This is a genomic window from Collinsella sp. AF37-9 (genome assembly GCF_003475115.1).
Lineage (GTDB): Bacteria > Actinomycetota > Coriobacteriia > Coriobacteriales > Coriobacteriaceae > Collinsella.
Window position 1 is genome coordinate 1 of sequence record NZ_QROQ01000022.1, and the last position, 24,015, is coordinate 24,015.

General features: G+C 59.4%; 26 protein-coding genes and 1 riboswitch. Of the genes, 6 read left to right on the plus strand and 20 right to left on the minus strand.

What is annotated here, in order from left to right; genetic code table 11:
• The first annotated feature begins 146 nt into the window (after window positions 1–146).
• Window positions 147–956 (plus strand): YaaA family protein, encoded by an 810-nt coding sequence (locus DW024_RS07210; protein ID WP_118065218.1) that lies wholly within the window; start codon window positions 147–149, stop codon window positions 954–956.
• A 40-nt stretch (window positions 957–996) separates the two neighbouring features.
• Here DW024_RS07210 and DW024_RS07215 read toward each other — a convergent pair whose 3' ends face one another.
• Window positions 997–1,512 (minus strand): hypothetical protein, encoded by a 516-nt coding sequence (locus tag DW024_RS07215; protein WP_118377351.1) that lies wholly within the window; start codon window positions 1,510–1,512, stop codon window positions 997–999.
• A 63-nt stretch (window positions 1,513–1,575) separates the two neighbouring features.
• Window positions 1,576–1,691: riboswitch (TPP riboswitch) on the plus strand.
• On the opposite strand from DW024_RS07215, the gene thiC reads away from it, so the two are divergent.
• Window positions 1,684–3,018: a phosphomethylpyrimidine synthase ThiC gene (thiC, locus tag DW024_RS07220; RefSeq protein WP_099431544.1), complete on the plus strand. Its 1,335-nt coding sequence runs from the start codon at window positions 1,684–1,686 to the stop codon at window positions 3,016–3,018. (Overlaps the previous riboswitch by 8 nt.)
• 177 nt (window positions 3,019–3,195) lie before the next feature.
• Window positions 3,196–4,026 (plus strand): bifunctional hydroxymethylpyrimidine kinase/phosphomethylpyrimidine kinase, encoded by an 831-nt coding sequence (gene thiD, locus DW024_RS07225; protein ID WP_118065214.1) that lies wholly within the window; start codon window positions 3,196–3,198, stop codon window positions 4,024–4,026.
• Window positions 4,027–4,171: 145 nt separating this feature from the next.
• On the opposite strand, the gene DW024_RS07230 is transcribed toward thiD, so the two are convergent.
• The 5 genes from DW024_RS07230 to DW024_RS07250 all read right to left on the minus strand — a co-directional run bounded on the left by DW024_RS07230 (window position 4,172) and on the right by DW024_RS07250 (window position 7,983).
• Window positions 4,172–4,783, minus strand: a complete 612-nt coding sequence (locus DW024_RS07230; protein ID WP_082435543.1) for a pentapeptide repeat-containing protein — start codon at window positions 4,781–4,783, stop codon at window positions 4,172–4,174.
• A 79-nt stretch (window positions 4,784–4,862) separates the two neighbouring features.
• Window positions 4,863–5,522 carry an SGNH/GDSL hydrolase family protein gene (locus tag DW024_RS07235; RefSeq protein WP_158563834.1) on the minus strand — a complete coding sequence of 220 codons (660 nt, stop codon included), beginning with the start codon at window positions 5,520–5,522 and terminating at the stop codon, window positions 4,863–4,865.
• A gap of 75 nt (window positions 5,523–5,597) precedes the next feature.
• Window positions 5,598–6,728, minus strand: a complete 1,131-nt coding sequence (locus DW024_RS07240) for a TIGR02452 family protein (protein WP_118065210.1) — start codon at window positions 6,726–6,728, stop codon at window positions 5,598–5,600.
• A gap of 140 nt (window positions 6,729–6,868) precedes the next feature.
• Window positions 6,869–7,564 carry a Bax inhibitor-1 family protein gene (locus tag DW024_RS07245; protein WP_118377352.1) on the minus strand — a complete coding sequence of 232 codons (696 nt, stop codon included), beginning with the start codon at window positions 7,562–7,564 and terminating at the stop codon, window positions 6,869–6,871.
• Between the two features lie 80 nt (window positions 7,565–7,644).
• The gene (locus DW024_RS07250; protein ID WP_118377353.1) at window positions 7,645–7,983 is read right to left on the minus strand and encodes a hypothetical protein; all 339 of its coding nucleotides are present in this window, start codon (window positions 7,981–7,983) and stop codon (window positions 7,645–7,647) included.
• A gap of 250 nt (window positions 7,984–8,233) precedes the next feature.
• Here DW024_RS07250 and DW024_RS07255 point away from each other — a divergent pair, with 250 nt between their 5' ends.
• The 3 genes from DW024_RS07255 (at window position 8,234) to DW024_RS07265 (ending at window position 10,788) form a co-directional block, all read left to right on the plus strand.
• Entirely contained in the window at window positions 8,234–9,283 is a 1,050-nt protein-coding gene (locus tag DW024_RS07255; RefSeq protein WP_117584218.1) for an inorganic phosphate transporter, read from the plus strand.
• Between the two features lie 67 nt (window positions 9,284–9,350).
• A complete protein-coding gene (locus DW024_RS07260) occupies window positions 9,351–9,974 on the plus strand; it encodes a DUF47 domain-containing protein (RefSeq protein ID WP_055251695.1) in 624 nt (207 codons plus the stop codon).
• Between the two features lie 283 nt (window positions 9,975–10,257).
• Window positions 10,258–10,788: a nitroreductase family protein gene (locus DW024_RS07265; RefSeq protein WP_118065206.1), complete on the plus strand. Its 531-nt coding sequence runs from the start codon at window positions 10,258–10,260 to the stop codon at window positions 10,786–10,788.
• Window positions 10,789–10,954: 166 nt separating this feature from the next.
• On the opposite strand, the gene DW024_RS07270 is transcribed toward DW024_RS07265, so the two are convergent.
• The 14 genes from DW024_RS07270 to murC all read right to left on the minus strand — a co-directional run bounded on the left by DW024_RS07270 (window position 10,955) and on the right by murC (window position 23,983).
• Window positions 10,955–11,629: a DivIVA domain-containing protein gene (locus DW024_RS07270; protein ID WP_006234242.1), complete on the minus strand. Its 675-nt coding sequence runs from the start codon at window positions 11,627–11,629 to the stop codon at window positions 10,955–10,957.
• A gap of 61 nt (window positions 11,630–11,690) precedes the next feature.
• On the minus strand, window positions 11,691–11,978 hold the full coding sequence (locus DW024_RS07275; RefSeq protein ID WP_040358293.1) for a YggT family protein: 288 nt from the start codon (window positions 11,976–11,978) through the stop codon (window positions 11,691–11,693).
• 15 nt (window positions 11,979–11,993) lie between these two features.
• A complete protein-coding gene (locus DW024_RS07280; RefSeq protein ID WP_089571591.1) occupies window positions 11,994–12,716 on the minus strand; it encodes a cell division protein SepF in 723 nt (240 codons plus the stop codon).
• A 60-nt stretch (window positions 12,717–12,776) separates the two neighbouring features.
• Window positions 12,777–13,514: a YggS family pyridoxal phosphate-dependent enzyme gene (locus DW024_RS07285; protein ID WP_089571590.1), complete on the minus strand. Its 738-nt coding sequence runs from the start codon at window positions 13,512–13,514 to the stop codon at window positions 12,777–12,779.
• A gap of 119 nt (window positions 13,515–13,633) precedes the next feature.
• A complete protein-coding gene (locus tag DW024_RS07290; RefSeq protein WP_118065205.1) occupies window positions 13,634–14,491 on the minus strand; it encodes a PhoU domain-containing protein in 858 nt (285 codons plus the stop codon).
• Window positions 14,492–14,583: 92 nt separating this feature from the next.
• Window positions 14,584–15,387, minus strand: a complete 804-nt coding sequence (pstB, locus tag DW024_RS07295; protein ID WP_118377354.1) for a phosphate ABC transporter ATP-binding protein PstB — start codon at window positions 15,385–15,387, stop codon at window positions 14,584–14,586.
• Window positions 15,388–15,399: 12 nt separating this feature from the next.
• Window positions 15,400–16,305: a phosphate ABC transporter permease PstA gene (pstA, locus tag DW024_RS07300; protein ID WP_006234250.1), complete on the minus strand. Its 906-nt coding sequence runs from the start codon at window positions 16,303–16,305 to the stop codon at window positions 15,400–15,402.
• Between the two features lie 3 nt (window positions 16,306–16,308).
• Entirely contained in the window at window positions 16,309–17,235 is a 927-nt protein-coding gene (gene pstC / locus DW024_RS07305) for a phosphate ABC transporter permease subunit PstC (protein ID WP_117564650.1), read from the minus strand.
• 1 nt (window position 17,236) lies between these two features.
• On the minus strand, window positions 17,237–18,073 hold the full coding sequence (locus DW024_RS07310) for a phosphate ABC transporter substrate-binding protein (RefSeq protein WP_118377355.1): 837 nt from the start codon (window positions 18,071–18,073) through the stop codon (window positions 17,237–17,239).
• Window positions 18,070–18,870, minus strand: coding sequence for a polyphenol oxidase family protein (locus DW024_RS07315; RefSeq protein ID WP_118065201.1), 801 nt, complete (start codon window positions 18,868–18,870; stop codon window positions 18,070–18,072). The genes DW024_RS07310 and DW024_RS07315 overlap by 4 nt, the downstream gene beginning before the upstream one ends.
• A gap of 210 nt (window positions 18,871–19,080) precedes the next feature.
• Window positions 19,081–20,235, minus strand: coding sequence for a cell division protein FtsZ (gene ftsZ, locus DW024_RS07320; protein WP_055251674.1), 1,155 nt, complete (start codon window positions 20,233–20,235; stop codon window positions 19,081–19,083).
• Window positions 20,236–20,434: 199 nt separating this feature from the next.
• Complete coding sequence (locus DW024_RS07325) at window positions 20,435–21,277, minus strand: cell division protein FtsQ/DivIB (RefSeq protein ID WP_055251672.1); 843 nt, start codon at window positions 21,275–21,277, stop codon at window positions 20,435–20,437.
• A gap of 370 nt (window positions 21,278–21,647) precedes the next feature.
• Window positions 21,648–22,559, minus strand: coding sequence for a UDP-N-acetylmuramate dehydrogenase (gene murB, locus DW024_RS07330; protein WP_117564655.1), 912 nt, complete (start codon window positions 22,557–22,559; stop codon window positions 21,648–21,650).
• Window positions 22,560–22,564: 5 nt separating this feature from the next.
• Window positions 22,565–23,983: a UDP-N-acetylmuramate--L-alanine ligase gene (gene murC, locus DW024_RS07335; RefSeq protein WP_118377356.1), complete on the minus strand. Its 1,419-nt coding sequence runs from the start codon at window positions 23,981–23,983 to the stop codon at window positions 22,565–22,567.
• Window positions 23,984–24,015 lie beyond the last annotated feature (32 nt).

The window sequence follows — 24,015 nt, forward strand, 5'->3', positions numbered from 1 at the left end:
CGACGGACCTCGGGACGCTCTTACACCACGTCTGCGCGCGCCACCAACCCTTCGTCAGTTGCGGTGAAATACGGACTAAACTGGCCCATAAACGGCCAAAACAGACCGTATTCCACCGCAACTTCCTTTTTGGCAGAGGAGAGTCCATGCTGCAGGTCATCATTTCGCCCGCCAAGCAGATGCGCGCGGCCCAAGATGCTTTTGAAGTCCTGGGCATCCCACCCTTTGTGCGCGAGACGGCTCGCCTCCACCGCGCACTGCTAGATATCGAGCGGAATGAAGGCAGCGGCGGCCTGCAGGCGCTGTGGAACGTGAGTGACAAACTGCTGGGACCTTGCCTCAACACCCTGCATGAGTTCGGGCCCATCCTGAAAAGCGGCGATCTCGACAATCCCGTACTCGCCCGTCACCTCTCCCCTGCCGTCATGTCCTATCACGGGATTCAATACCAGAGCATGGCACCCGAGGTGATGGATTCCGCGCAGCTTGCCTGGCTGCAAGACCATCTGTGGATCCTCTCCGGCCTCTACGGGTGCGTTCGTCCCTTTCATGCCGTCGAACCGTATCGGCTGGAGATGGGCGCGAAGCTCGCCGTTGACGATGCCCGAGACCTCTACGCGTTTTGGAACGACAAGCTCGCGCGGGCCATCGCTCCGGCGGGCTCCAACGCTACGATCGTCAACCTCGCCAGCGTAGAGTATGCCAAAACCGTTCTGCCCCACCTCGCGGGCGACGCCACGGCCGTCACATGCCTCTTTGGCGAGGGTATCCGCAACGGGAAGCCCATCCAACGGTCGACCGCCAGCAAAAAGGCACGTGGTTCCATGGTGCGCTGGATGGCAGAAAACAAGCTCGAGGATGTAAGCGGGCTCACCGCGTTTGACGTTGGTTATCGTCACTTTCCCGAGCTTTCAAATAAGAACACTTTGGTCTTCCTGAACGAACAGACCTTGTAGGACCACCGCTACTTTTGAATGTGCTGCCTAGGCACGGCGTCTATTCCGCCAAGCCGTCGGCTTTGGCAACTTCGTTTGTCGAGCCATTTTGGTAGGTAATCTTAACGTGCTCTACCTCGGACACCGCAACACCCGATGGGGGCTCCAAGCGCCATTCCGTCAGCGCGATATCCATAGTCGTAGGCACGTCGCCCTGATTCTTGAGCTTCACCGTCAGCGTTTTGAGCGCCGCATCATACGTCACGCGTTCGATTTCTTCGCCCGGAATAGACCCGCCGCTCAACTGCAGCTGCACAAACTCGTCGCGCGGATACCAATAGTCGCCCGGCGCGGCAACGGTATTGCCGCCCGTAACCTTCACTGTCATGATCGGCAGGGCATCGTCGGCCTCGAACTCCCATGCAGCGCCGCCGTGACCGCCAAACGTCCAGATACAAAAGGCAATCACCAGCACGGCAAGCACCGCAAAACCAATCGCGACAAGGCCATGGTGCGCACGGCTTTCCTCGGCCGATACATCCCATTGCGTCTCTTGATATAGATGCTTGTCTTCCATGTTCGCCTCCCCACAGGCACGCTCGTTAGGCCAATCGTACCCATTCGAGCTATACTTGAGCCCATTACATAAACGGGGAGCTTGCAGGACAAGACGGCAGGCTGAGACTGGGCGCGCCCGCCCTGACCCGCAAACCTGATATGGGTAATGCCAACGAAGGGAGCCGTGCCAATGAGCACACAGACCGAGCCCAAGCTCGTCACGCAAATCGACTTCGCCCGCGCCGGGCAGATCACGCCGCAGATGAAGGAAGTCGCCGAGCGAGAGCATCGCGACCCCGAGTACATCCGCGAGCGCGTGGCCGACGGCCGCATCGCCATTCCCGCCAACATCGTGCACATCAAAAAAGGCATGCGCGCCTTTGGTGTCGGCGAGGGCCTGTCTACTAAGGTCAACGTCAACCTGGGCATCTCGGGCGATAAAGCCGATGCCGCCGAGGAATGGAAGAAGGTCAAGATCGCCGAGGACTTTGGCGCCGACGCCATCATGGACCTTTCCAACTCGGGCAAGACGCGCCAGTTCCGCCAGCAGCTCATCGACGAGACGCCGCTCATGGTGGGCACCGTCCCCATGTACGACGCCATCGGCTACATGGAAAAGCCGCTGGTCAAGCTTACCAAGGATGACCTGTTCGAGGTCGTGCGCGCGCACGCCGAGGACGGCGTGGACTTTATGACCATCCACTGCGGCATCAACAAGTCGGTCACCAAGACCTTTAAGGAGACCGGCCGCTTGATGAACATCGTGAGCCGCGGCGGCTCGCTGCTGTTTGGCTGGATGGAGGTCACCGGCAACGAAAACCCCTTCTACGAGTACTTTGACGAGCTGCTCGAGATCTGCCACGAGTACGACGTGACGATTTCGCTCGGCGACTCCTGCCGCCCGGGCTGCCTCTACGACTCCAACGACGCCACCGAGACCGCTGAGATGATCGAGCTGGGCAAGCTGTGCAAGCGCGCTTGGGCTGCCGGCGTCCAGGTCATGGTCGAGGGTCCGGGTCACATGGCGCTCGACGAGATCGCCGCCAACATGAAACTGCAGAAGCGCCTGTGCCACAATGCCCCGTTCTATGTGCTCGGGCCGCTGGTGACCGATATCGGCGTGGGTTACGACCACATCACCGCTGCCATCGGCGGCGCCATCTCCGCCAGCTCCGGTGCCGACTTCCTGTGCTACGTGACGCCGGCCGAGCACCTGTGCCTGCCCAACGCCCAGGACGTGCTCGATGGCCTCATGGCCACCAAGATTGCCGCGCACGCCGCCGATATCGCCAAGAAGGTGCCGCACGCCCGCGACATGGATGACAAGATGGGCCAGGCACGTCGCAAGCTCGACTGGGATGCCATGTGGAAGTGTGCTCTCGATCCGGTCACCGGTAAGAAGCGCTACGAGGAATCCCCCGCCGCCACCGAGGGCACCTGCACCATGTGTGGCAAGATGTGCGCCGTCCGTACCGTCAACAAGGTGTTCGAGGGCACGACGATCGATCTTGGCATGGAGGATTAACGCGTCATTGGAGCCACAATCGGCAACAAGGTGCTCGTCAATTGTTGACATGTGAACATTTGTTTATATTTACGTAAAGATTGCACCGCCCGCCCGGGATCGGCATACAGCCGGCCCGGGCATCTTTATAATGCGGATTGAAGACCCATTTGAATCCGACCGAACGAGGGAGCGAACATGGATCGCAGCAAGGTACCCGCCGTTCTATCCATCGCGGGATCCGATTCCAGCGGCGGTGCCGGCATTCAGGCCGACATCAAGACCATCACGGCGCACCGCCTGTATGCCGAGACGGCCATCACCGCCATCACAGCGCAAAACACACTGGGCGTCACCGCCGTGCAGGATATCTCGCCAGATATCGTAGCCGCGCAAATTGACGCTGTCTTTGACGATATCCGCCCGAGTTCCGTCAAGATTGGCATGGTCTCCTCTGCCGAGATTATCGAAGTCATCGCAGACCGCTTGAGCGCTTGGAACGCAACCAACGTGGTCGTCGACCCCGTCATGGTCGCCACCTCGGGCGCGCGCTTGATTGCCGAGGATGCCTCCGAGGCACTCACCCGCCGCCTGTTCCCGTTGGCAACGGTCATCACGCCCAACATTCCCGAGGCCATGACGCTGCTCGACTACGAGGTCGATTCCGAGCGCACGCAACAAAATGCCGCTATGCTCCTCACCCGCCGCTTTGGCTGCGCAGCCTTGGTTAAGGGCGGTCATTTTGTCAACGAGGCCAACGACGTACTGGCCGAGCCTGCGCCCCTCGATGACGAGGGCAACCACCTGGGCGATCCGCTCACTACGTGGTTTCGCCACAAGCGCATTGAGACCAGCAACACGCACGGCACCGGCTGTACGCTCTCATCCGCCATCGCTTGCGCGCTGGCCCAGGGCATGGAACTTGCCGACGCCATCAACGCCGGCAAGGCCTACCTGACCGGCGCTCTCGCCGCCGGCCTGAACATGGGCAAAGGCTCCGGCCCTGTCAACCACATGTGGCAGTACTAAATAGCCAGTAACCTGCCAAAAAGAGACAGGCTACCTTGCACCAAAAACCGTCGCAACATTCGATGAAAATCGTGCAAACGCGAAAAATCATTAAATGTTGCGACGGTTTGATTTTAGATAGCGGTCGAGCAAAGGACCAGAGCGCCTATTCGTCGGCGAGTTGAATTCCCAACAAACCCGAGAGTGCCAGCGCCTGCTCGGCATTGACCGTCAAGCCACGCAACTCATGGTAATCGCCCGAAACAACGGGCGCTGCAAATGTACAGCGCGACACATCAACGCCGGAAAGCGACGTCTTGAACACATCAACACGCGTCAGGTCACAGCCATCCAGGCGTATCTGACCCAGCTTGGCACCCTGAAACGCAGCCTCTCTCAGACGTGTATCGCATGCTGTCATAGGGCCAATGCGTCCCTCCGAAAGGTTCGCATAGCTCAAATCGCACGATCCAAACGACACGCTCGACAGGCGCGCCTTGAGCAAGTTGAGTCCCGGTGCCGAGCAGTCAACGAAGTCGCAGCGGCTGAGCCAGCAGCCTTCCATGTTGCAGCGGATAAAGCGGCAACCGCGAAACACCACGTCGCGAAACGTCGAGCCGCTCCAGTCAACGCTATCGAACTCGCAAGATCGGAACACAACGCCATCGAAGGTCGCGCCGTTCGCCACGTCGTAGGCAAGATCCAAATCCTCAAAAGCGGTATTGGAGACGAGCTCATCGCCCTCGGCAAAGAGGTCGATGAGCTCGTCCATGCCCATATGGCAGCCAATCCGTTCGTTTACCCGGGCAAAACCACCGCAAAGGTGCCTGTCCCCTTTGCGGTGGCTTGGGGTCGCGCTACTCACCGAGCATCTCTTGGAGCTTGGCTGCCACGGCATGTCCCAAGCTCTCGTGGCTTTCGGGCATCATATGCAGATAGTCGATATCGCCCGGCTCGGCAAACTCGGCGGCATTCAAAAAGTCGCAGCCAAACTGCTCGGCCACGTGCGCATAGTACTCGCCAAAAAGCTCAGATGCCTCAACGGAATGCTCGTCAAAGTCGGTCATATACACATCGGCGATCTGCGGCTTGATCTTGATAGGAGCCATCAGCAGGATGCGCGGGCAAGGCGCAGCGTCGGTCCACGGAAACGCGCGGACGGCGCGAATCAGCGCCATGGCGCCACGGGCGATATCGGAAGCTGTCACGTTAAAGACCGTCTTACAGTCGTTGGTGCCCAGCATGATCACAATGGCGTCCAGCGGCTTATGGGCCTCGAGCAGCATCGGAAGCGCGCGAATACCGTTGAGGTTAGTGTCCAGATGGCACATGTCGTCGCGTACCGTCGTGCGGCCGTTGAGGCCTTCTTCAATTACATGCCAGCCCTCGCCTAAGTCACGTTGGACCACGCCACACCAGCGCACATCCTGCGCATAGCGCACCGCGGTACCGTCGCGCATGCCCGCCGGATCGTAACCATAGGTGTTGCTGTCACCAAAGCATAGAACGTTTTTCATCGTAAGCTCCCCACTCAATAAAAAGCCGACGGGAGCAGCCCCCGTCGGCTCGGTATATCGCATCACGCGCACCGTTTACAGGTACTTGCGCCAGTCGTCGTCATCCTCGTCATCCTCGGCAGCGGCCTGAGCCTGCTCGGCGGCACGGGCGGCTGCGGTGCGGGCGGCAACCTGAGCATAGGACTCCTCGTTGCGCTCGGGGAAGTTTGCCAGCACGTGCTCGAACTTGGCGAAGTCCTCGTCCCAGCGCGTAGAGGGCACGGCAAAGAAGACCTGCTTGACCTTGAAGTCGCCCGACGCGAGCTCCTTGCGGAAGAGCTCGGCCACGGCCTCGGCATCAAAGCCGTTGTTGTCGCAGCCCCAAGCACCCAGCACGAGCTTCTCGCGACCAAGCTCATCGCAGATGGCGAGCACAAAGCGAATGCGGTCGCGCAGGGCATCCAGCAGAGCATCGTCGCTCACGCGATACTCCTGGCGGGCGCGCCTAACGTTGGGCGCGGCGGCCACGATCACGTCGGCGTATGCATGCACGTGGTTGCGGTCGAAGCGCACCGCAGGCACCACCAGGGCGCGGTTACGATAGAGCTCGCAGTTGATGTTGCGGCGACGGTTCTCGCCGTACCACTTACGCTGCTTATCGAGAACGTTGTACAGATACGAATCGGCGCACAGCGTGGCCTCCTGGCCCAGATAACCCTGAATATATCCACCGCCCGGATTGGTAAACGAGGCAAAGGCGAGCACTGCCATGTCGCAGAACTGCGCATAGCCACGGCCGTTGTCCAGAATGGCCTGCGTGGCGGAGGCATCAAGCACGGTGACCTCGGGCAGGGTCGGAGCGGGCTCCTCGGCAGGCGCGGACTCGGTCTCTGCGGGTTCCTCGGCAGGCGCAGACTCGTCCGTGACCTCGGTCTCGACGGACGCAACCTCAGCGGCCTCGACCTCGGCGGACTCAGACTCCTCGGCAACCGGCTCCTCGGCAGCCGCAGCCGCTTGGGCCTTGGCCTTCATCGCCGCGACAAAGCCGGCAGGCATGCCGTCAAACTCGCGAGCACCAGCAAGCGAACGCTCGATATCCTTGGCGCAGGCCTCGGACACAGTCATCACATGGCGCTCGGCGGCCTTGGCACGAGCCTCGCGCTTGGGATTGGGCTGACCCGCTCGGTTGGACCTGCGGTTACGGTTCCTGTTGTCGACGTCTGCCATACGTGGTCACCTTTCCTGTCGCTGCCGCTATCGGCTTTTCCCATCCATGATACCCCGCCGCGCACAAAAAAGACGGCCCCGAAGGACCGCCTTTCGCATCGTTTTACCGTGTCCGGCAGGAAGCATCGCAATGCCGCGCTTTAATCGCGACGGCCGAGGATGTTCAGAATGCGCAGGAACACGTTGATGATGTCCACGAACAGGTTGGATGCCATGAGCGCGGCGTTGGGCAGCGTGGGCGGCACCGTCGTTGCCACATAGGTGTCGTAGCCGATGAAGCCGGCGAACACCACGATCACGATCAGGTCGGTGATGGACTGCGAAACGCCCATGAACATCAGCACGATCTCGACCAGAATCGTGGCAAGCAGGATGCCAAAACCAATGCCATACACACGCTGGAAGAACTTGGGGAAGGTCACGCCCAGCGCACCAAAGACAAAGGTAATGGCGGCCGTGGCGATAAAGGCGGTGTTAATGGTAGGCAGGTCGTAGTTGGCAAGACCAAACGACGCCGTCAGGCCAAAGGTGCTCGCAAAGACCACGTAGCCCACGAGTGACAGGCCCACGGACTGTTTGCTGGCAGCAGCCGACATCATGACCATGCCGACGATGGTCAAAATAAATGAGCCAAAGACCAGCGGCAAAGCGGCGCCGCTCATCATCATGCGCGCAAACGACATGGTGCTCGTAAAGTAAGCACCGGCGCCCATGGCGCAAAAGCCCAAAAAGATCAGAGCAGACATGACAAGGTTGTACGCGCGCGGCGACATCTCCTTGGCACGGCTTGCGCCGGTCTCGATGGGGCCATTCTGATAGCCCTGGATATCGTTCATAATTTCGTCCTTTCAAAAAGCACCGCGACGGCGCCGTAGCTGACAAGTTTCCTGCCATTGTACCCGAACGCCACGCGTTCTTACCTGCGGCGCTCGCTCTCGAGTGTTCGGTCGAACGCCCACACCCACCAACGCATCAGATGAGTCTGCGAGCCATCCGGTCGCTCGCGTGCCTGTTCTTCCAGATACAGTTCGGTCGCATGTCCGCCAAAACGAACCTTATAAGTCGCCGTACGAATGCCGTGAACCGTCAGGCCAAAACCGGTGGACGAGACAATCTCGTCAATCGTAAAGCAGCGACCGTCAACCCAGCAGACGGTAACCGGCACAACCTGTCCGCCCGCGAGAATGCGAGCCACGACGTCCACATACTGCTTGTGCACGCGCCGAGTTTTGCCGTCTGTCTGTCGATATTCCATGCCTCCTATTATCGAACGCATGTTTGCATGTTGTAAAGCGAACAGGCTGTGGTTTTGGGGTGCCGGAGCGATCGCATGTGTCCGCATGGCGTGTTAGCAAAAAGAACACCCGCGGTCAACAGGGATAATATTCAATTTTAGTGCCAAAAAATTCACTGCTCCCATCAGAACTCGGTAAAGAAACCCGCAGGAGGTGATACGATTTATCATGTTTCTGTAACGTGCCTGCAAACTTCGAGAAAGCCCATATATGGACGTAACGTTCTCAACCTTCCTCGGCCAACTTGTGTCGAACCCAGTCCTTGCCGTCACCGTGATCCTCGCGCTCGGCGCCATCTTCGTCAATGGATGGACCGACGCACCCAACGCCATCGCGACCTGCGTCACTACGCGTTGCATGCCCGCCCGCGCCGCCATTCTCATGAGTGCCGCATTCAACTTCCTCGGCGTGCTCATCATGACGCACTTTAACGCGAGCGTCGCCAACACCATCTCCCATATTGTCGACTTTGGCGGAAACAGTACCATGGCGCTCGCCTGCCTGTGCGCGGCGCTGTTCTCCATCGTCGTCTACGGCGCCACAGCGTCGCGTTTTGGCATCCCCACCTCGCAAAGCCACAGCCTTATCGCCGGCCTGACCGGTGCCGCCATCGCCCTCGGCGGTGCGAGCAGCGTCAACGTCCACGAGTGGATGAAGGTCATCTACGGCCTGGCGCTCTCCATCGGCCTGGGCTTTGTCATGGGCTGGGTCCTGTGCAAGCTCGTCTCGATTCTTTTCGCCGCCGCCAACAGGCGACGTGCCAATGTCTTCTTTAAATACGCTCAGATCGCGAGCGCTGCGGCCATGAGCTTTATGCACGGCGCGCAGGATGGACAGAAGTTCATCGGCGTGCTCTTTTTAGGCGTGGCCTTTGCCAGCGGCCAGACGAGCGTCGGCGATGCCGGCATCCCCATCTGGATTATGCTGCTATGCTCGGCCACCATGGGCATCGGCACCAGCGTGGGCGGCGAGCGCATCATCAAGTCCGTTGGCCAGAGCATGGTCAAGCTCGAAAAGTACCAGGGCTTCTCCGCCGACCTGGCGGGCGCCGCGAACCTGCTGCTTGCCACCCTTACCGGCATCCCCGTGTCCTCCACGCACATCAAGACCTGCGCCATCATGGGCGTCGGTGCCGTCAAACGCCTCTCGGCCATCAACTTCGGCGTCGTCAAGGACATGATGTTCACCTGGTTCTTCACCTTCCCCGCCTGCGGACTCATCAGCTTTGTCATGGCCAAGCTGTTCATGATGTTCCTCTAGCCACACCGAGCGTCCATCCGGACCGCAAAACTTCGCCCACCCGTCTTCGCCTCGAAAGGACCCACTCATGGCAAAGAAACCCGATTCGTTCTACTTTGACAACTACGTCGCCTGCGCCGATCTTGCCGTCCAGGCCGCCGAGCTGCTTACCAAGATTTTCGAGAACTTCGATCCCGCGAAGATTCACGATATGCTCGACAAGATGCACGCGATCGAGCATGCGGCCGACAAGAAGCACCATGAGCTTGAGGACGCCCTGCTCACGGCCTTTATCACCCCGCTTGAGCGCGAGGACCTGGATCTGATGAGCTGCTCGCTCGACACCGTGCTCGACCGTATCGAGGGCGTCGTGCAGCGCGTCTACTTCACCAACATCCAGAGCATCCATCCCGACGCCATCGTCATCGCCCACAAGGTGACCGACGCCTGCCGCGCCATGAAGGACCTGATGGTCGAGCTGCCTAACTACCGCAAGTCCAAGACGCTGCGCGAGCTCGTCATCCAGATCAACACCATCGAGTCCGAGGCCGACGAGCTCTATATCAACGCCATGCGTAACCTGCACGTTAACGGCAAGGACCCGCTCGAGGTCATCGCTTGGCGTGACGTGTACGCCTTCCTGGAGTACTGCGCCGACTGCTGCGAGAATGTGGCCGATGTCGTGGATTCGATTGTCATGAAGAACAGTTAATTGGGGGTACGTGTCCCGGCGGCGAAGGGCCGGCCACGGTTTGCTTTCTCACTCCGGCTGCTTTGCAGAGTCGTTCGAAAGTAAACCGTGGCCGGCCCTTCGCCTTACGTACCACCATTGGGAACTTTGGCTGATAGTTGTAGCGCGATGGGGGTTTGGCTGAAGGGACCTATGGTACCCGTTCGGACACTTTGGCCCTTGATGAGCGTTTGGCTGATTGCTGCTTTGGGTACTCTTTGGGTTACTTTTGGTTTGTTTGATTTTTAATTTTAGGAGGGCTTGTATGTCTTATTTGGATCTGGCTCGTGGTCGGTATTCTTGTCGTTCTTTTGAGGACCGTTCTGTTGAGCAGGCTGTGGTGGATGCCATTGTTGAGGCTGGGCGTATTGCTCCTTCTGCTTGTAATAATCATCCAGCCCGTGTGATGGTGCTGGATACGCCTGAGCTGTTGGAGAAGGCTGCTGCTTGTCAGCCTCGGTTTGCTCGTGATGGGTCTATCTTTGGCGCTCCGCTCATCTTCCTTATTTGCTGCGTTACCGATGATGCTTGGGTACGCCCGTATGACCAGATGAATTCCAGTGAAATCGATACGTCCATCGTGTGTGATCAGATGATGATGGAGGCCACCGAGCAGGGCCTAGGAACGTGCTGGGTATGCCATTTTAAGCCTGAGGTGGCACAGGAGCAGTTCAATCTGCCCAAGGGCGTCTATCCCTATCACATGCTCGTCTGTGGCTATCCCGCCGACCACATCGCCGATCCCGAGCATCGCGAGGCCCGCACTATTCCCCTCTCCAACTTCCTCCTCAAGTAGTTTTTGGACATACCTTAAAATCTACCCTTGACCGCTCACCCGTTCGCCGAGTTCTGCGCCACTATGTGCAGGGCTCGGTTTTTTTATGTTACGCACCCCGGCACAGTCATAAAAAAGGACCCGCAAGCTGCGGGTCCTTTCTAGGCACTAAATTGTAGGCCGAATGTTAGTCCAGGTCGTCGGCAGCAAAGTTGTCGATCGGGGCAAAGGGATCGGCCACGGGGACAACCGGGTCAGCGACGGGCAGCGGCTCGGCGGGAACAGTCACTGCAGGAGAAGCGGCAGAACCGACCGGCGTGGAGGCCATGAGGTCGGCCGGGAAGGAGTTCTGGGCATCGTCCATGAAGTGCTGGATGAGCTTGAGATACTCTGCCTTGAACTCCTCACGGGAAGCCTTGAGACGATCGATTTCCTCGAGCTCGGCCTGCTTTTCGGTCAGAGCCTGGCGGATAACCTCGCGGGCCTTAGCGTCAGCCTCGTTGCGGATACGCTCAGCGTTCTCGTTGGCATCGTTGACGATGGTCTCAGCGGTCTGCTGGGCAGCGATCAGGGCAGCGGAAATCTGGCGCTCCTGAGCGGAGAAGTCAGGGGCGGGAGCAGCCACAGGGGCGGCAGGAACGGCCTGGGCGGTGGCATCCTGAGCCTGGGCAAGCTGAGCCTGTGCATCGGCAAGCTGCTGCTCGGTAGCAGTCAGACGACCCTTAAGGTCGACGATCTTAGCGAGCATAGCGTCAACCTCGGAGGACAGCGTCTCCAAGAAGACGTCGACCTCAGCAGGATCGTAGCCACGCTTGGCCTCAGAGAAAGTCTGAGCCTGGATGTCTGCAGGGGTAATAGCCATAACAAGTCTCCTTTTTCATCGCCTCGGCGCTACACGCCCGACGTAAGTTACTAAGTCAGTTCTATACGAGTATACCTATAAGAAGCTGCAGAACCAGCCTCTGCACCAACTGCAACGCAATAATCGCAACGACCGGCGAAAAATCGATACCGCCCATCGGCGGGATGAAACGACGGAACAGGTTGAGCCACGGACCGCACACGCTATCGAGCACCGCAGCAATATCCTGAAGCAAACCACCCTGCTTCATGGGAATCCACGTCATAAAGCAGTAGACGACAATAAGCGTGGAATAGAAGTTGAACAGCGTGTTGACCAGCTGGACGATAGTGTAGATGTTGATGGGAATCTCCTCGTCTTGTCTTTACTTAAGGTAGCCGTCCGCACGAAGCTTCTTGAGATCGGAATCTTTGACCTCGCAACCGGCGGGCAGCACCATGAACACGCGGTCGCCCACCTCCTTGACCGTGGCACCCAGACCGCAGGCAAAGCCGTAAGAGAAGTCCAAGACGCGCTTAGCAACTTCGGTGCGTACGCCCACAAAAATCAGTGCGACAGGCTGCTTGGTGCGAACGCGGCGCACCACGGTCTCCACGTCGTCATAGCTCTCGGGGCGCAGGACATAGGCCGGCAGCTGCGGCGTGGCGTTGATGATATTGCTCGCATAGGCCGAGGCATCACTCGGTGCAGGCGCGGGCGCAGCGGCGGCACGGGCGCGGGTGTTCTCGGCGTAGCTCGACGGCGTGTCATAGGCACCAGGACGATAACCGCTCGCAACACTGTCCTGCGAGCGCGAAGGCGGGTTATACGTCGTGGCATGGCGGGAGTCATCGCCGACCAGCTGACCGGAGCGCGTATACACGGCAACCGACTCAGCTTCACCGCGGCGCGTCTGACCAAGCAGGCCGTTGCTCGGCTCGTCTTGGGTGTAGAAGCCCTCGCCCGAAGCACCGCCGTAGCCGTTGCCCTGATAACTATCGTCATAGCCGTCATCGTAGCCGTAGTCGTCGTCCTGGCCATAACCCTGGTCGTAACCCTGCTGGCCGCCCAGGTGCATCTTATTTTTAATCTCGTCAAGGAAGCCCATGGTTGTGTCCTCTCGCGGTTTAGTGCAGGCGCCCCGATAATCAGTGCGCACTTCAGAGCCTTATTTTACTGCAAACTCCGGGCTAAATACTACCCTGCCCAGGCGAACGAGCGTAGAGCCCTCCTCAAGGGCAGGCTCAAAGTCCTCGCTCATGCCGCAGGAAAGCTCAGGCAGGTTCAAATCGGGATGCGCAGCCTCCAGCTCATCCCTCAGCTCACGAAGCCCCGCAAAGGTGCGGCGTGCCACATCCTTATTCCCCCGGGGCGCCATAGTCATAAGCCCCTGTACGCAAATTCCCTCAAGTTCCGCAAGCTCACCCGCGGCGGCGCGAATCTCATCGGGCGAAAAGCCTCCCTTCGACTCCTCACCACTCACATTGACCTCGATGAGCACACGCTGGGGGCCGGCGAGCTCGCCTGCCTCAATCTTGCGGACAGCACGGCTCGAGATCGCCTGTGCCAGATGCAGCGAACCCACCGAGTGAATCAGCTCGGCTGAGCCCAGCACCGCATTGATCTTATTGGTCTGCAGGTTGCCGATCATATCGAAGCGCACCTCGGGCAGCTCCGGATGCTCCGCCAGACCCGTGAGCTTGCGAACCAGCTCCTGCGGGCGGTTCTCGGCAAAATGGCGATACCCCGCCTGGATGGCAGCAACAGTCTCATCGACACCAACGGTCTTGGACACGGCAATGAGGCGCGCGGCGTCGTGGGGGCGGCCCGCGCGATCGAGCGCCGCATAAAAACGTTCCAGAATCTGCTCGCGGCGAGCGCGCATCAAATCCAAATAGTTATCCATTGCCAATCGCCTCCGCTGACAGCCAAACAAGTAGTCCCATGCTAACGCAAGAGCGCGGCCCCGCATGTGCAAGGCCGCGCTCACTTAGGTATTTACAATCTTTCGACGAACGGGGCTACTTACTCCTCGTCGTCCTCGCCATCGTCCTCGTCCTCAAGATGATCGAGCAGGTAGCGAAGACCCTCGCTGACCTCGTTGGCGGGCACCTTGGCAACGTAGCGCGCGTCGACGGCGGGCCTCATGATAACACCCTCGCCCGAAGGCACGCGCATGCTCTCGAGCTCATCCTCGTCCACACGGGCGATATCGCCGGCGTTCATACGCTGACCAGTCAACAGGAAAGTCAGACGGCAAGCGGCATCGATGGAAATCGAAGCAATGCGATCGAGGTAGCGCGAAACCATGATGGCGCGGCGCAGGTCGTCATAGTTGCTGTCGTCGTCCATAAAGTCGCCCGTATCCATACGGTTAAAGGTGCGAAAGAACTTCTCGTAGGCGGCGTGCACTGGCTCGTCCTCGACGGCCAGGTTGCAGATGATGGACATGTCATTGGTGACGAGCGCAGAAAGCGAAGAGCCCAGCACCTGGTAGACGGCCTCAGCCTCGGCCTCGACCGTGCCGACAAGCTCCTTGGGCAGCGAGATGTCGGCCTTGATCATATGACGCGTGGCACGGCAGATCTGACGGACTTTATCGGTCATGCGCTGCAGGTTAAAGTCGACGTAGATGATCGTCTGAAGCAGGCGGAAGTCGGAGGCGACCGGTGACTGCGTGGCGATCAGGTTGTAGCAGACGGCCTCCAGGTTGGCGCAGCGTGCGTCAATCGAAAGCGTGCGCTTCTTGGTCTTGGTGGCGAGCTTGCGGTCGTCGGTCACATAGGCCTTCACGGCATCGTGGAGGGCCAGATCGACGGCCTCGTAGATGCTCAGCATCTCGTGACGGGCCTCGATGAGCTGACGGGAAAACAGTTTGCGCATGGTTCACTCCAATCAGTTGGGTGCGGTCATGCCGCCCGCACAGTGAATACGCACCGGACCAGGTCCGATCGGCTTGGGACTAGTCGCACCGATTAGCCAAAGCGGCCGGTGATATAGTCTTCCGTCCGCGAGTCCACCGGGCTGGTGAAGATTGCGTCGGTTTGACCATACTCGATGAGCGTGGCGGGCTCGCCGGCAACTTCCTGCAAGAAGAATGCGGTGCAGTCGCTGATACGAGCTGCCTGCTGCATTGAATGCGTGACGATGATGATCGTCATCTCGGGCGCCAGCTCGGCCATCAGATCCTCGACCTTAGAGACGGATGTGGGATCGATGGCGGAGCAGGGCTCGTCCATCAGGAGGACATCGGGTTGCACCGCAAGCACGCGCGCGATGCACAGACGCTGCTGCTGACCGCCCGAGAGCGCCAAACCATCCTTGTTGAGCTGATTGGATACCTCTTTCCAGAGGTTGGCGCGCTTGAGCGATTCTTCCACGATGTCATCGAGGTCGCTTTTGCTAGTCACGCCCTGCAGACGAGGGCCAAAGGCGACATTCTCGTAGATGGATTTGGGAAACGGGTTGGGCTGCTGAAAGATCATGCCCACGCGACGACGGAGGTCGACCGGGTCGACGCCCTCGGCATAGATATCATTGCCGTCGAGCGTCATGGTGCCCCCGACGCGCGTACCCTCGATCAGATCATTCATGCGGTTGATGCAGCGCAAAAACGTCGACTTGCCGCAGCCCGAAGGGCCAATGAAGGCGGTGATGGCGTTTTTGGCGATGTTGAGGTCAAGCCCCGTCAGCGCATGAAAGTCACCGTACCAAAAGTTGAAATCCTTGGCCGTAATGGCCGCTTGCTCCAGCGTGGGAGCGGACTGATAAACGGACATGGGACTCCTTAACTAGCGACGCTTGCGCGACAGGAAGCGCGCAAACAGGTTGAAGGCCAGAATGATCACCATCAGCAAGAGCGCGGTGCCGTAGGCTGCGTTCATGTTGATGCCGTCGTTGGCAAGCAGGTACAGGTGAACCGTCATGGGGCGGCCGGAATCGAGCGGCGAAATAGGTAGATTGATGGCCTGGCCCATGGTGTAGAGCACCACCGCGGTCTCGCCAATGGCGCGGCCGATGGCGAGGACGATGCCCGTGGCAATACGGCCAAAGGCAGAAGGAAGCACAATCTTGGAGACAACCTGCCACTTGGTGGCGCCCAGGCCGTACGCGCCCCAACGGATATAGCGCGGGACGGCGCGAATGGCCTCTTCGGTGGTGCGCATGACGATGGGAAGCATCAAGAGCGCGAGCGCCAGAGCGGCCGAGACCATCGAAAGGCCCAGGCCCATGGCCTCGACAAACAAGGCGTAGCCAAACAGGCCCATAACGATGGAGGGCACCGAGGCCAAAGCGTCAGCAGCGTAGCGAATGAGCTCGACGACCTTGCCCTGCTTGGCGTACTCGGCCAGATAGACGGCTGCCAGCACAGCGATCGGCGTGCAGATAAGCATGGCGAGCGCCGTCACATAGACGGTCGAGACGATCGTGGGCCAAATACCGCCCTCGGCGTTGACGCCCTGGGGCCAACCGAAGATAAAGTCGAGCGAGATGTGTGGCAGGCCGTTGATGACCACGTAGGCGATGATAGCGACCAGCACCAGCGTGGTGATGTATGCCGCGGCACGGAACACGCCAAGCATGATCTTGTTGGACAGGTCCTTGTTGATGCGGCCCTTCTTGCCGTGGGAAAGGGCACGCTTGATGCGCTCGCGCGACGAGGTCGTATCGACCGTCGTGTCAACGGAATCGGACATAGCCTACCCCCTCTTCTTCTTGGAAACCAGGCGGACGATGCCCACCAGCGTGGCGGAAATGATAAACAGGACCACGCCCATGCCGAACAGCGCCGAGCGATGCAGACCCGAGGAATAGCTCATGTCGAGCGCAATCTGGCTCGTGAGCGTCGAGATGGGGCTCGCAATGCTGTCGGGAATAACCGGGGCGTTACCCACGACCATGAGCACGGCCATGGTCTCGCCGATGGCACGGCCCATACCCAGCACGATGGCATCCACGATACCCAGCTTGGCGGCAGGTAACACGACCTTATAGATAGTCTGCCACTTGGTGGCGCCCATGGCATACGATGCCTCGCGAATGCCCATGGGAATGGAATTGAGAGCATCGATGGTAAGCGTCGTGATGGTGGGCACGATCATAATGGCGAGCACGAACCACGCCGTCAGCGCGCCAAAACCAAGACCGCCGGTCAGTTGTGCGATAAACGGGCGGATGATGATCATGCCAAAGAAGCCATAGATGATAGAAGGGATGCCGGCCAACAGGTCAACGGCAGGGCTGATGAGCTTGCGCACGCGCTTGCTGGCGATCTCGACCAGATACACGGCCGTGCCCACGCCTAGGGGCACGCCCATGGCGAGCGCACCGACGGTCACCAGACCCGAGCCGGCAAGCAGCGACACGATGCCGTAGTGACCCTCAGAGGGCGCCCACGTAAAGCTAAAGAAGTCCGCCAGACCGATGTCGGTAAAGACGGGCAGCGCCGAGTACGTGGTAAAGACAAAAATCAGGATGACGGTAACAACCGCCAAGAACGCGCAGGCAAAGAAGATCCACTGCAGCGCCTTCTCCTTGATATAGGTGCTGCGCGATACGAGCGCCAGCTCGCGCTTCTTGGGCGCCTGACCATTCTGCTCGGTCTGGGAGTTTTCCTGTGCTTCCATGCTACTCACTCCCCTTCTCGTCGTTGGTGACGGGGATAAAGCCCGCCTCGCGAATCTGCTTGTCCATCTTTTCGGACGTCACATAGTCGATGTAATCCTGCGCCTGCTGCGAAGGCGCACCCTTCACAAAGAAGTAAAGGTCGCGTGAGATGGGATAGCCGCCGCTCGCGACCGTCTTCTCGGACGCCTCAACATGATTGACCGAGACGGCCTTGACCGAGGTCTTGGCGTTGAGGCTATCGACGAAGCCCAGCGAAATGTAGCCGATAGCCCCGCTCGAACGAGATACCACGTCGCGCACCTGGCCCGTGCCCGAAAGAACGGCGGAGCGGCGATCGAACGGGGTGCCGTCCATCACGATGGTGCGGAAGGCTTCACGCGTGCCAGACGCCTCATCTCGGTTGATAACCTGAATCCTCAGGTCCTCGCCACCGACTTCTTTCCAGTTGGTGATCTTGCCGGCATAGATATCGCGGAGCTGCTCGGTCGAGAGGTTATCGACGGGGTTGTCTTCGTTCACGATGACCGCGATACCGTCGTGGGCAATGACGATGGGAGTCAGGCCCAGATCCTGTTCGTCGGCATTGAGTCCACGGGAGGAGCTGGCGATATCGGCCGTGCCAGCGCTGACGGCTTCGATGCCAGCGGAAGAGCCCAAACCGGAAACGAGCACGTCGATGCCGGTCTCCTCCTTAAAGCCCTCTGCCGCAATTTCGGCGATAGGAAGGCAGGTCGTGGAGCCGGCCACGGTAATGGAAGAGGTAGAAGATCCCGAAGAACAGGCGCACAGCGTAAGCGTAAGCACAGCGGCGCTCAGGACCGATACGATCTTTCTCATAGCATCACGCCGATCGCGGCATAGCGCCCACAGGTGCCGTCCTCGTTACGGTAGGAATAAAAGCGGTCGTTCTGACGCACGGTCGAAAGCTGGGTATCCACGATATTATCCGCGTCGACACCGACATCTACCAGCGCCTCGCAAATGGCAGCGGAAAGATCGAGCATGCGAGAGGTACTCGCATCGATGCAAGAGAACTCGGCGGCAAAGCGATCCATGAGCTCCTGGGAAACCTCGTACTCGTCACCCAGGATATGGGGCCCGATATAGGCGGAAACGTCGCTCGCATCGCAGCCGGCAGCATCGCAAAGCGCCTGGCACGCCTTGGCAGAAATACGTGCAATCGTGCCCTTCCAACCGGAGTGCACCACGGCAAATCCGCCGGGGGCCACCAGCACCACGGGAACGCAGTCGGCAAAGCAGAGCAGCACGGGCACGTTATACGCCGTACAGACGATGGCATCGCAGCCCTCGGCAATCTGCTCGCGAACAGCCTCAAGATCGTCGGCGCCGTTCGAAGTCACCGTAACGATATGGTCACCATGTACCTGATTGGGCACGAGCAGATTATGCTCGCACTCAGTGGCGCCCATAGCTTCGAGCGCTCGACGACGATTTTCTTGAACTGCAAAGGGGTCATCGCCTACATGCGAGCCCAGGTTGAGCGAGGAGTACGCATCTTCGGAAACACCACCGGTGCGCTCGGTAAAGGCAAAGCGGACATCGGATGTCGCGCCCTCCACCAACGTAACTCCATCATGGTCGACACGCGAAACCCTGTCCGCACGTGCTGCCATACTAAAGCCTCCTAATAACACAAGTACCGCGGCGTCGCCGCGCAGTCCGCGTTTATACGGCTGTCATACTTCCTTAAAAGGATACCCGCAGCGGTAGGGACCAAACGTAAAGGGAACGTAAGGAGATTGGAGGCTTTCGTTTACAAACGAGAAACAAAACGGGGCGCATCCAAATGGACACACCCCGTGCAGGTCGTTGAGAAAAACGAACTAGAAGCTACCGCGCTTCAGGAAGTCGGGAAGCTCGAACTGGTCGTTGCCAAAGTTGGGCAGCTCGGTACCACCGACGTTGCGGGTCGGAGCGGCCTGAGCCGGGCTGGCAGCCGGAGCGGTGCGCTGCGGCTCAGCGGAGGCAGCGGCCTTGCTCTGAGACTGCTGAGCAGCAAAGAGCTCATCCTGACGGTTGACGTTGGAGTCGGAGAAGCCCGTAGCGATGACGGTGATACGCACCTGATCGCCCAGGGACTCGTCGACAACGGTACCGAAGATGATGTTGGCCTCGGGGTCGACGGCGTTGGCGACAACGTCGGCGGCGTCGCTGATCTCCTGGATGCCCAGGTCCTTGGAACCGGCGATGGAGAGCAGCACGCGCGTGGCACCATCGATGGAGCTCTCGAGCAGCGGGCTGGAGATGGCCTGCTGGGCAGCGTCGACGGCACGAGTATCCCCAGAAGAGGTACCGATACCCATCATGGCGGTACCGGCCTGCTTCATGATGGTCTTAACATCGGCGAAGTCCAGGTTGATGATACCGGGGACGGTGATGAGGTCGGTGATGCCCTGGGTGCCCTGGGAAAGGACGCCATCGGCAATCGCGAAGGCCTCGAGCATGGTGGTCTTCTTCTCGGCGATGTCGAGCAGCTTATCGTTAGGAATGACGATCATGGTGTCGACGCAATCGGAGAGGGTCTTGATGCCCTCCTCGGCGCTCTTCTTACGCTTGCGGCCCTCGAAGGTGAAGGGCTTGGTCACGACGGCGACGGTCAGTGCGCCGACCTCGTTCATCGCGATATCGGCAACGATGGGAGCAGCGCCGGTACCGGTGCCGCCGCCCTCGCCGCAGGTGATAAACACCATGTCGGCGCCAGCGAGCGCCTCGGCGATGTCGTCGCGGGACTCATCGGCAGCCTTGCGGCCAACCTCGGGATTGGCGCCGGCGCCCAGGCCGCGGGTAAGGTCGGTGCCGATGTGCACCTTGATATCGGCATCAGAGATCGCGAGTGCCTGAGCATCGGTGTTGATGGCAACAAACTCGACGCCGCGGATGCCCTCTTCGATCATTCGATTGACCGCGTTGGTACCGCCGCCGCCGACGCCGACCACCTTAATGACGGCAAGGTAGTTGTTGATCTCTGTCTCGTGCATGTCGGTCCTCCGAACAAAGGTTATAGCCATAGCATGGGTCGACCCCTGCGCACATTAACCTTCAGGTTGAAAGTAAATGCAAAGGTAAACTGTATTATGTTTGCACATTATGAACGTATCAGTCAAATAATTGACCGTGAAAACCAAACAAACCAGATAAACGGCGTGGTATGGCCCCTCAACAAAGCATCAACCAGCGCTACGAGGTCGGAGCATTCCTAAATGTGTAGTTGCCCGGAGAGCGCACATTGATATACGTTACGCCCTCTACCTGCGAAAGCAACTTGGTGACTACGCGTTCCTTCTTGGCGATATCGTCCGAATCGCCCAGCGACACCTCAATGCCGTTATTGAGGTTTGCCGAGATGGCTTCGACCGAAGGCGTGGAAATATCCTTGACTTGTCCCAAGAACTCGCTCGAAAAACCACGCACATAATCCAGGCCGGCCTTAACGGCTTTGGAGTTCACCGCCTGGCCGGAAACCGGAGCGACATCCGCCGAGACATCAGTCAACAACACCGCGCCATAATGCTTGGCGAGCGCCAGCGCGGCATCGATTCCGGTCAAGGTATTTGAGCCCTGCCCTGTCGTGATGACGTTGCCCTGGTCGTCCACTTCGACCGACGTCGACAGCGGGGCGATCCAGGTGTCATCGTCTCCGATAGCCCAGGCAAGGTCGTCGGAGCTGATATACGCAATGGCGATAACTTTACGCTCCGTCGGCGTGATGATAAGCGTATGGGGAAACTGGCGTTGGACATCCACGCCCGAAACCCACGGGTTCTGCTTGAGATCCTCGGTAATCTGGTCGGGATCGACGTTAAAAAGCGACGTTCCCTCGGGCAAGTCGATCAGCTGGATAGCATCGTGCTTCGTCACATGCTCGCTGCCTTGAATCTGAATATCAGTGGCAGTAAACAGTCCAGAGTTGATCACCACGATGGCAACGACGACGAGCACGGCCAAGACGGCCAGAACGCCGCCCACGATTTTGCCTTTGCCTGTAACGACAGAAGCGGCGTCTGATGTTTTATTTGCCATCGCTCCAAGTGAAGATAACGGGTTGAAACCTTTTTTACTCGAAGGCTTCTTGGCGGTAGCCGGCACCGATGTCAGCGAGCGCGGTTTCGATGCGCCCAGCGTGCGACCTGGACGCGCCGCTTTAGTTCCCGTCGAGGGCTTGGGAGCTGCCATGGGACGGGCAGGCTTGGCGCCCATAACAGGCTTTGACGTCGTCGAGGGACGCGAGGACTTTTTTGCGGCCGGACGATTACCGAGCTGCGAGCCGACGACCGGACGACTGGTCTGTCGAGCATGCCCGACAGACTTAGAGTGCGCGACGGTATTGCGTTGAGGTTTGGCAGGCGCGCCGGAACGCCCTCCGGCGCGGCGGAAGGTGGGTTTCGATGCTCTAGAAGCCGAGGAATTTAACTTCCGGTCTGAGCTCGATGCCATACGCCTCCCTCACCTTTCCGTGCACATGTCTAATAACCGCGGCAACGTCATCGGCCGAGGCAGTTCCGTTATTAACGATAAAATTAGCGTGAACGGGCGAAACTTCCGCGCCGCCAATCGAAAAACCCTTTAATCCACAATCCTCGATAAGCTTGCCCACACTCGCATCGGGCGGGTTGCGAAAGACAGACCCGCAGGATGCGCGACCCATGGGCTGCGTACGCTTGCGCCTCGTCAGGTACCGCTCCATGCGCTCGCGAATGTCGGCCTTGGGCGCCGGTTTAAGCTTGAACACGCACTCGAGGATGATCTCATTGCGGGGAAGGCTACATTCGCGGTAGCCCCAAGTGATCTCGGACCCCGCATAATGCTTGATACCGGATGCCGGGTCAAACGTTACGACATCCTCAACCAGCGAGCCAATCCACTCGGTCCGTGTGCCGGCATTCATAGATATCGCACCGCCGACCGAACCAGGAATGCCAACGGCAAACTCAAGGCCCGAGAGGCTACGCGACAGGGCATCGTTGACCAGGCGCGCAAACATCACGCCCGCACCGACCGTCAGCGTACAACCGTCATCGGCAACAACCGTGCGCTGAAACTCACGTCCGAGCGAAATGACGGCACCGCGATAACCGCCATCGGCAACCAGCAGATTGGAGCCCTTGCCGATGATGACCCACGGCACCTGCTCGCGATCGAGCACCGCCACGGCGCGGCGGAGGGCATGATAGCTATGGCACGTCACAAAGAGGTCGGCCTTGCCGCCGATACGATAGCTCGTATGACGCGCAAGGCGCTCGTCCTCGATCACATCCGTGTCGATCATGCCCGAGAGCGCCATGACGGCGTTAAACAGACCCATTAGACTTAAGCGTCTTTCTTGGCAGTCAGATACTCAATGAACTCGGGACCGACGGTCGTAACGTCGCCGGCACCCATGGTGAGCAGCAGGTCGCCCTCGCCCACCATCTGCTCGAGCTCCTGATTGAGCTCAAGACGGCTGGAGCAGTACACGACCTCCTTGCCAGGATGCTTGGCGCGCACGGTATCGGCGAGCATCTTAGAGGTGACACCCGGAATGGGCATCTCGCCAGCCGAGAACACATCAATCAGCAGCAGTTTATCGGCATTGGCAAATGCATCGGCAAAGTCGTCGCACAGGGCCTGCAGACGCGAATAGCGGTGCGGCTGGAACACGACGTCGACGTGCTTGTAGCCCAGCGACGAAGCGGCGGCAAGCGTCGCCTTGATCTCGGTGGGGTGATGGCCGTAATCATCGACCACGGTGATGCCATCGATATCGCCCACGTGGGTAAAGCGACGGCGGACGCCCTCAAAGCTCGAGAGCGCCTTGGCGGCGGCGTCGATGTCAAGGCCCAGGACATGGGCGACGGTGAGCACGGCCGTGGCGTTGAGCATGTTGTGGCGACCGGGATTGCTCTTGATCTCCACAGCGTGCTCAGTGCCGTCCTCAAAGCGAACGATAAAGTCACTCTGGATGCCCTTGACATCCGGGTGCACGCAGACGATGGCGTTGCTCTCGGCAAAGCCGTAGGAAAGCACGTGACGGCCCGTCGACTTGGCGAGCTCGACCAGATGCGGGTCCTCGCCGCAGACGATGACGGTGCCGTCCTCGCCCACCAGGCTCATGAATTTGGCGAAAGTTGCCTCGATCTCCTCGATACCCGAGTAGTGATCGAGGTGGTCGGCCTCGACGTTGGTCACAATGACCACGTTGGGGTTCAGGAACAGGAAGGAGCTGTCGGACTCGTCGGCCTCGGCGACAAAGTAGTCTCCCGAGCCGTTCTTGCCGTTCGTGTCATAGCCCTCGACGATGCCGCCGATCAAGAAGCTCGGATCCAGACCCATGCGGTCGAGCATGGTGGCGCACATCGAAGACGTGGTGGTCTTGCCATGCGTGCCGGCAACAGCGACGGTAGTGTAGCCGTGGCCCAAAGCAGAGAGCATCTTGGCACGGGGCCACACGGGAATACCAAGCTCGCGAGCGCGCACGAGTTCAGGGTTGGACTCCGGAATAGCGGTGGAGACAACAACCACGTCGGGCTTGACCTCGTCGATCGTGGCTGCCTCATGGCCCACATGCACCTTCACACCAGCGCGTGTAAGCTGGCGGATATAACGTGACGTCTTAAGGTCGGAGCCGGTAACGGCATAACCGCGCTCGTGCAGAACGAGGGCGATGCCGCTCATGCCGGCGCCGCCGATACCGATAAAGTGGGCGCTCTTAAACTCGGGCGCGGAGGTTGCAGTCTGGGAATCAGCCATGTGCTCGTGTACTCCTTGCGTAAACACTGCCT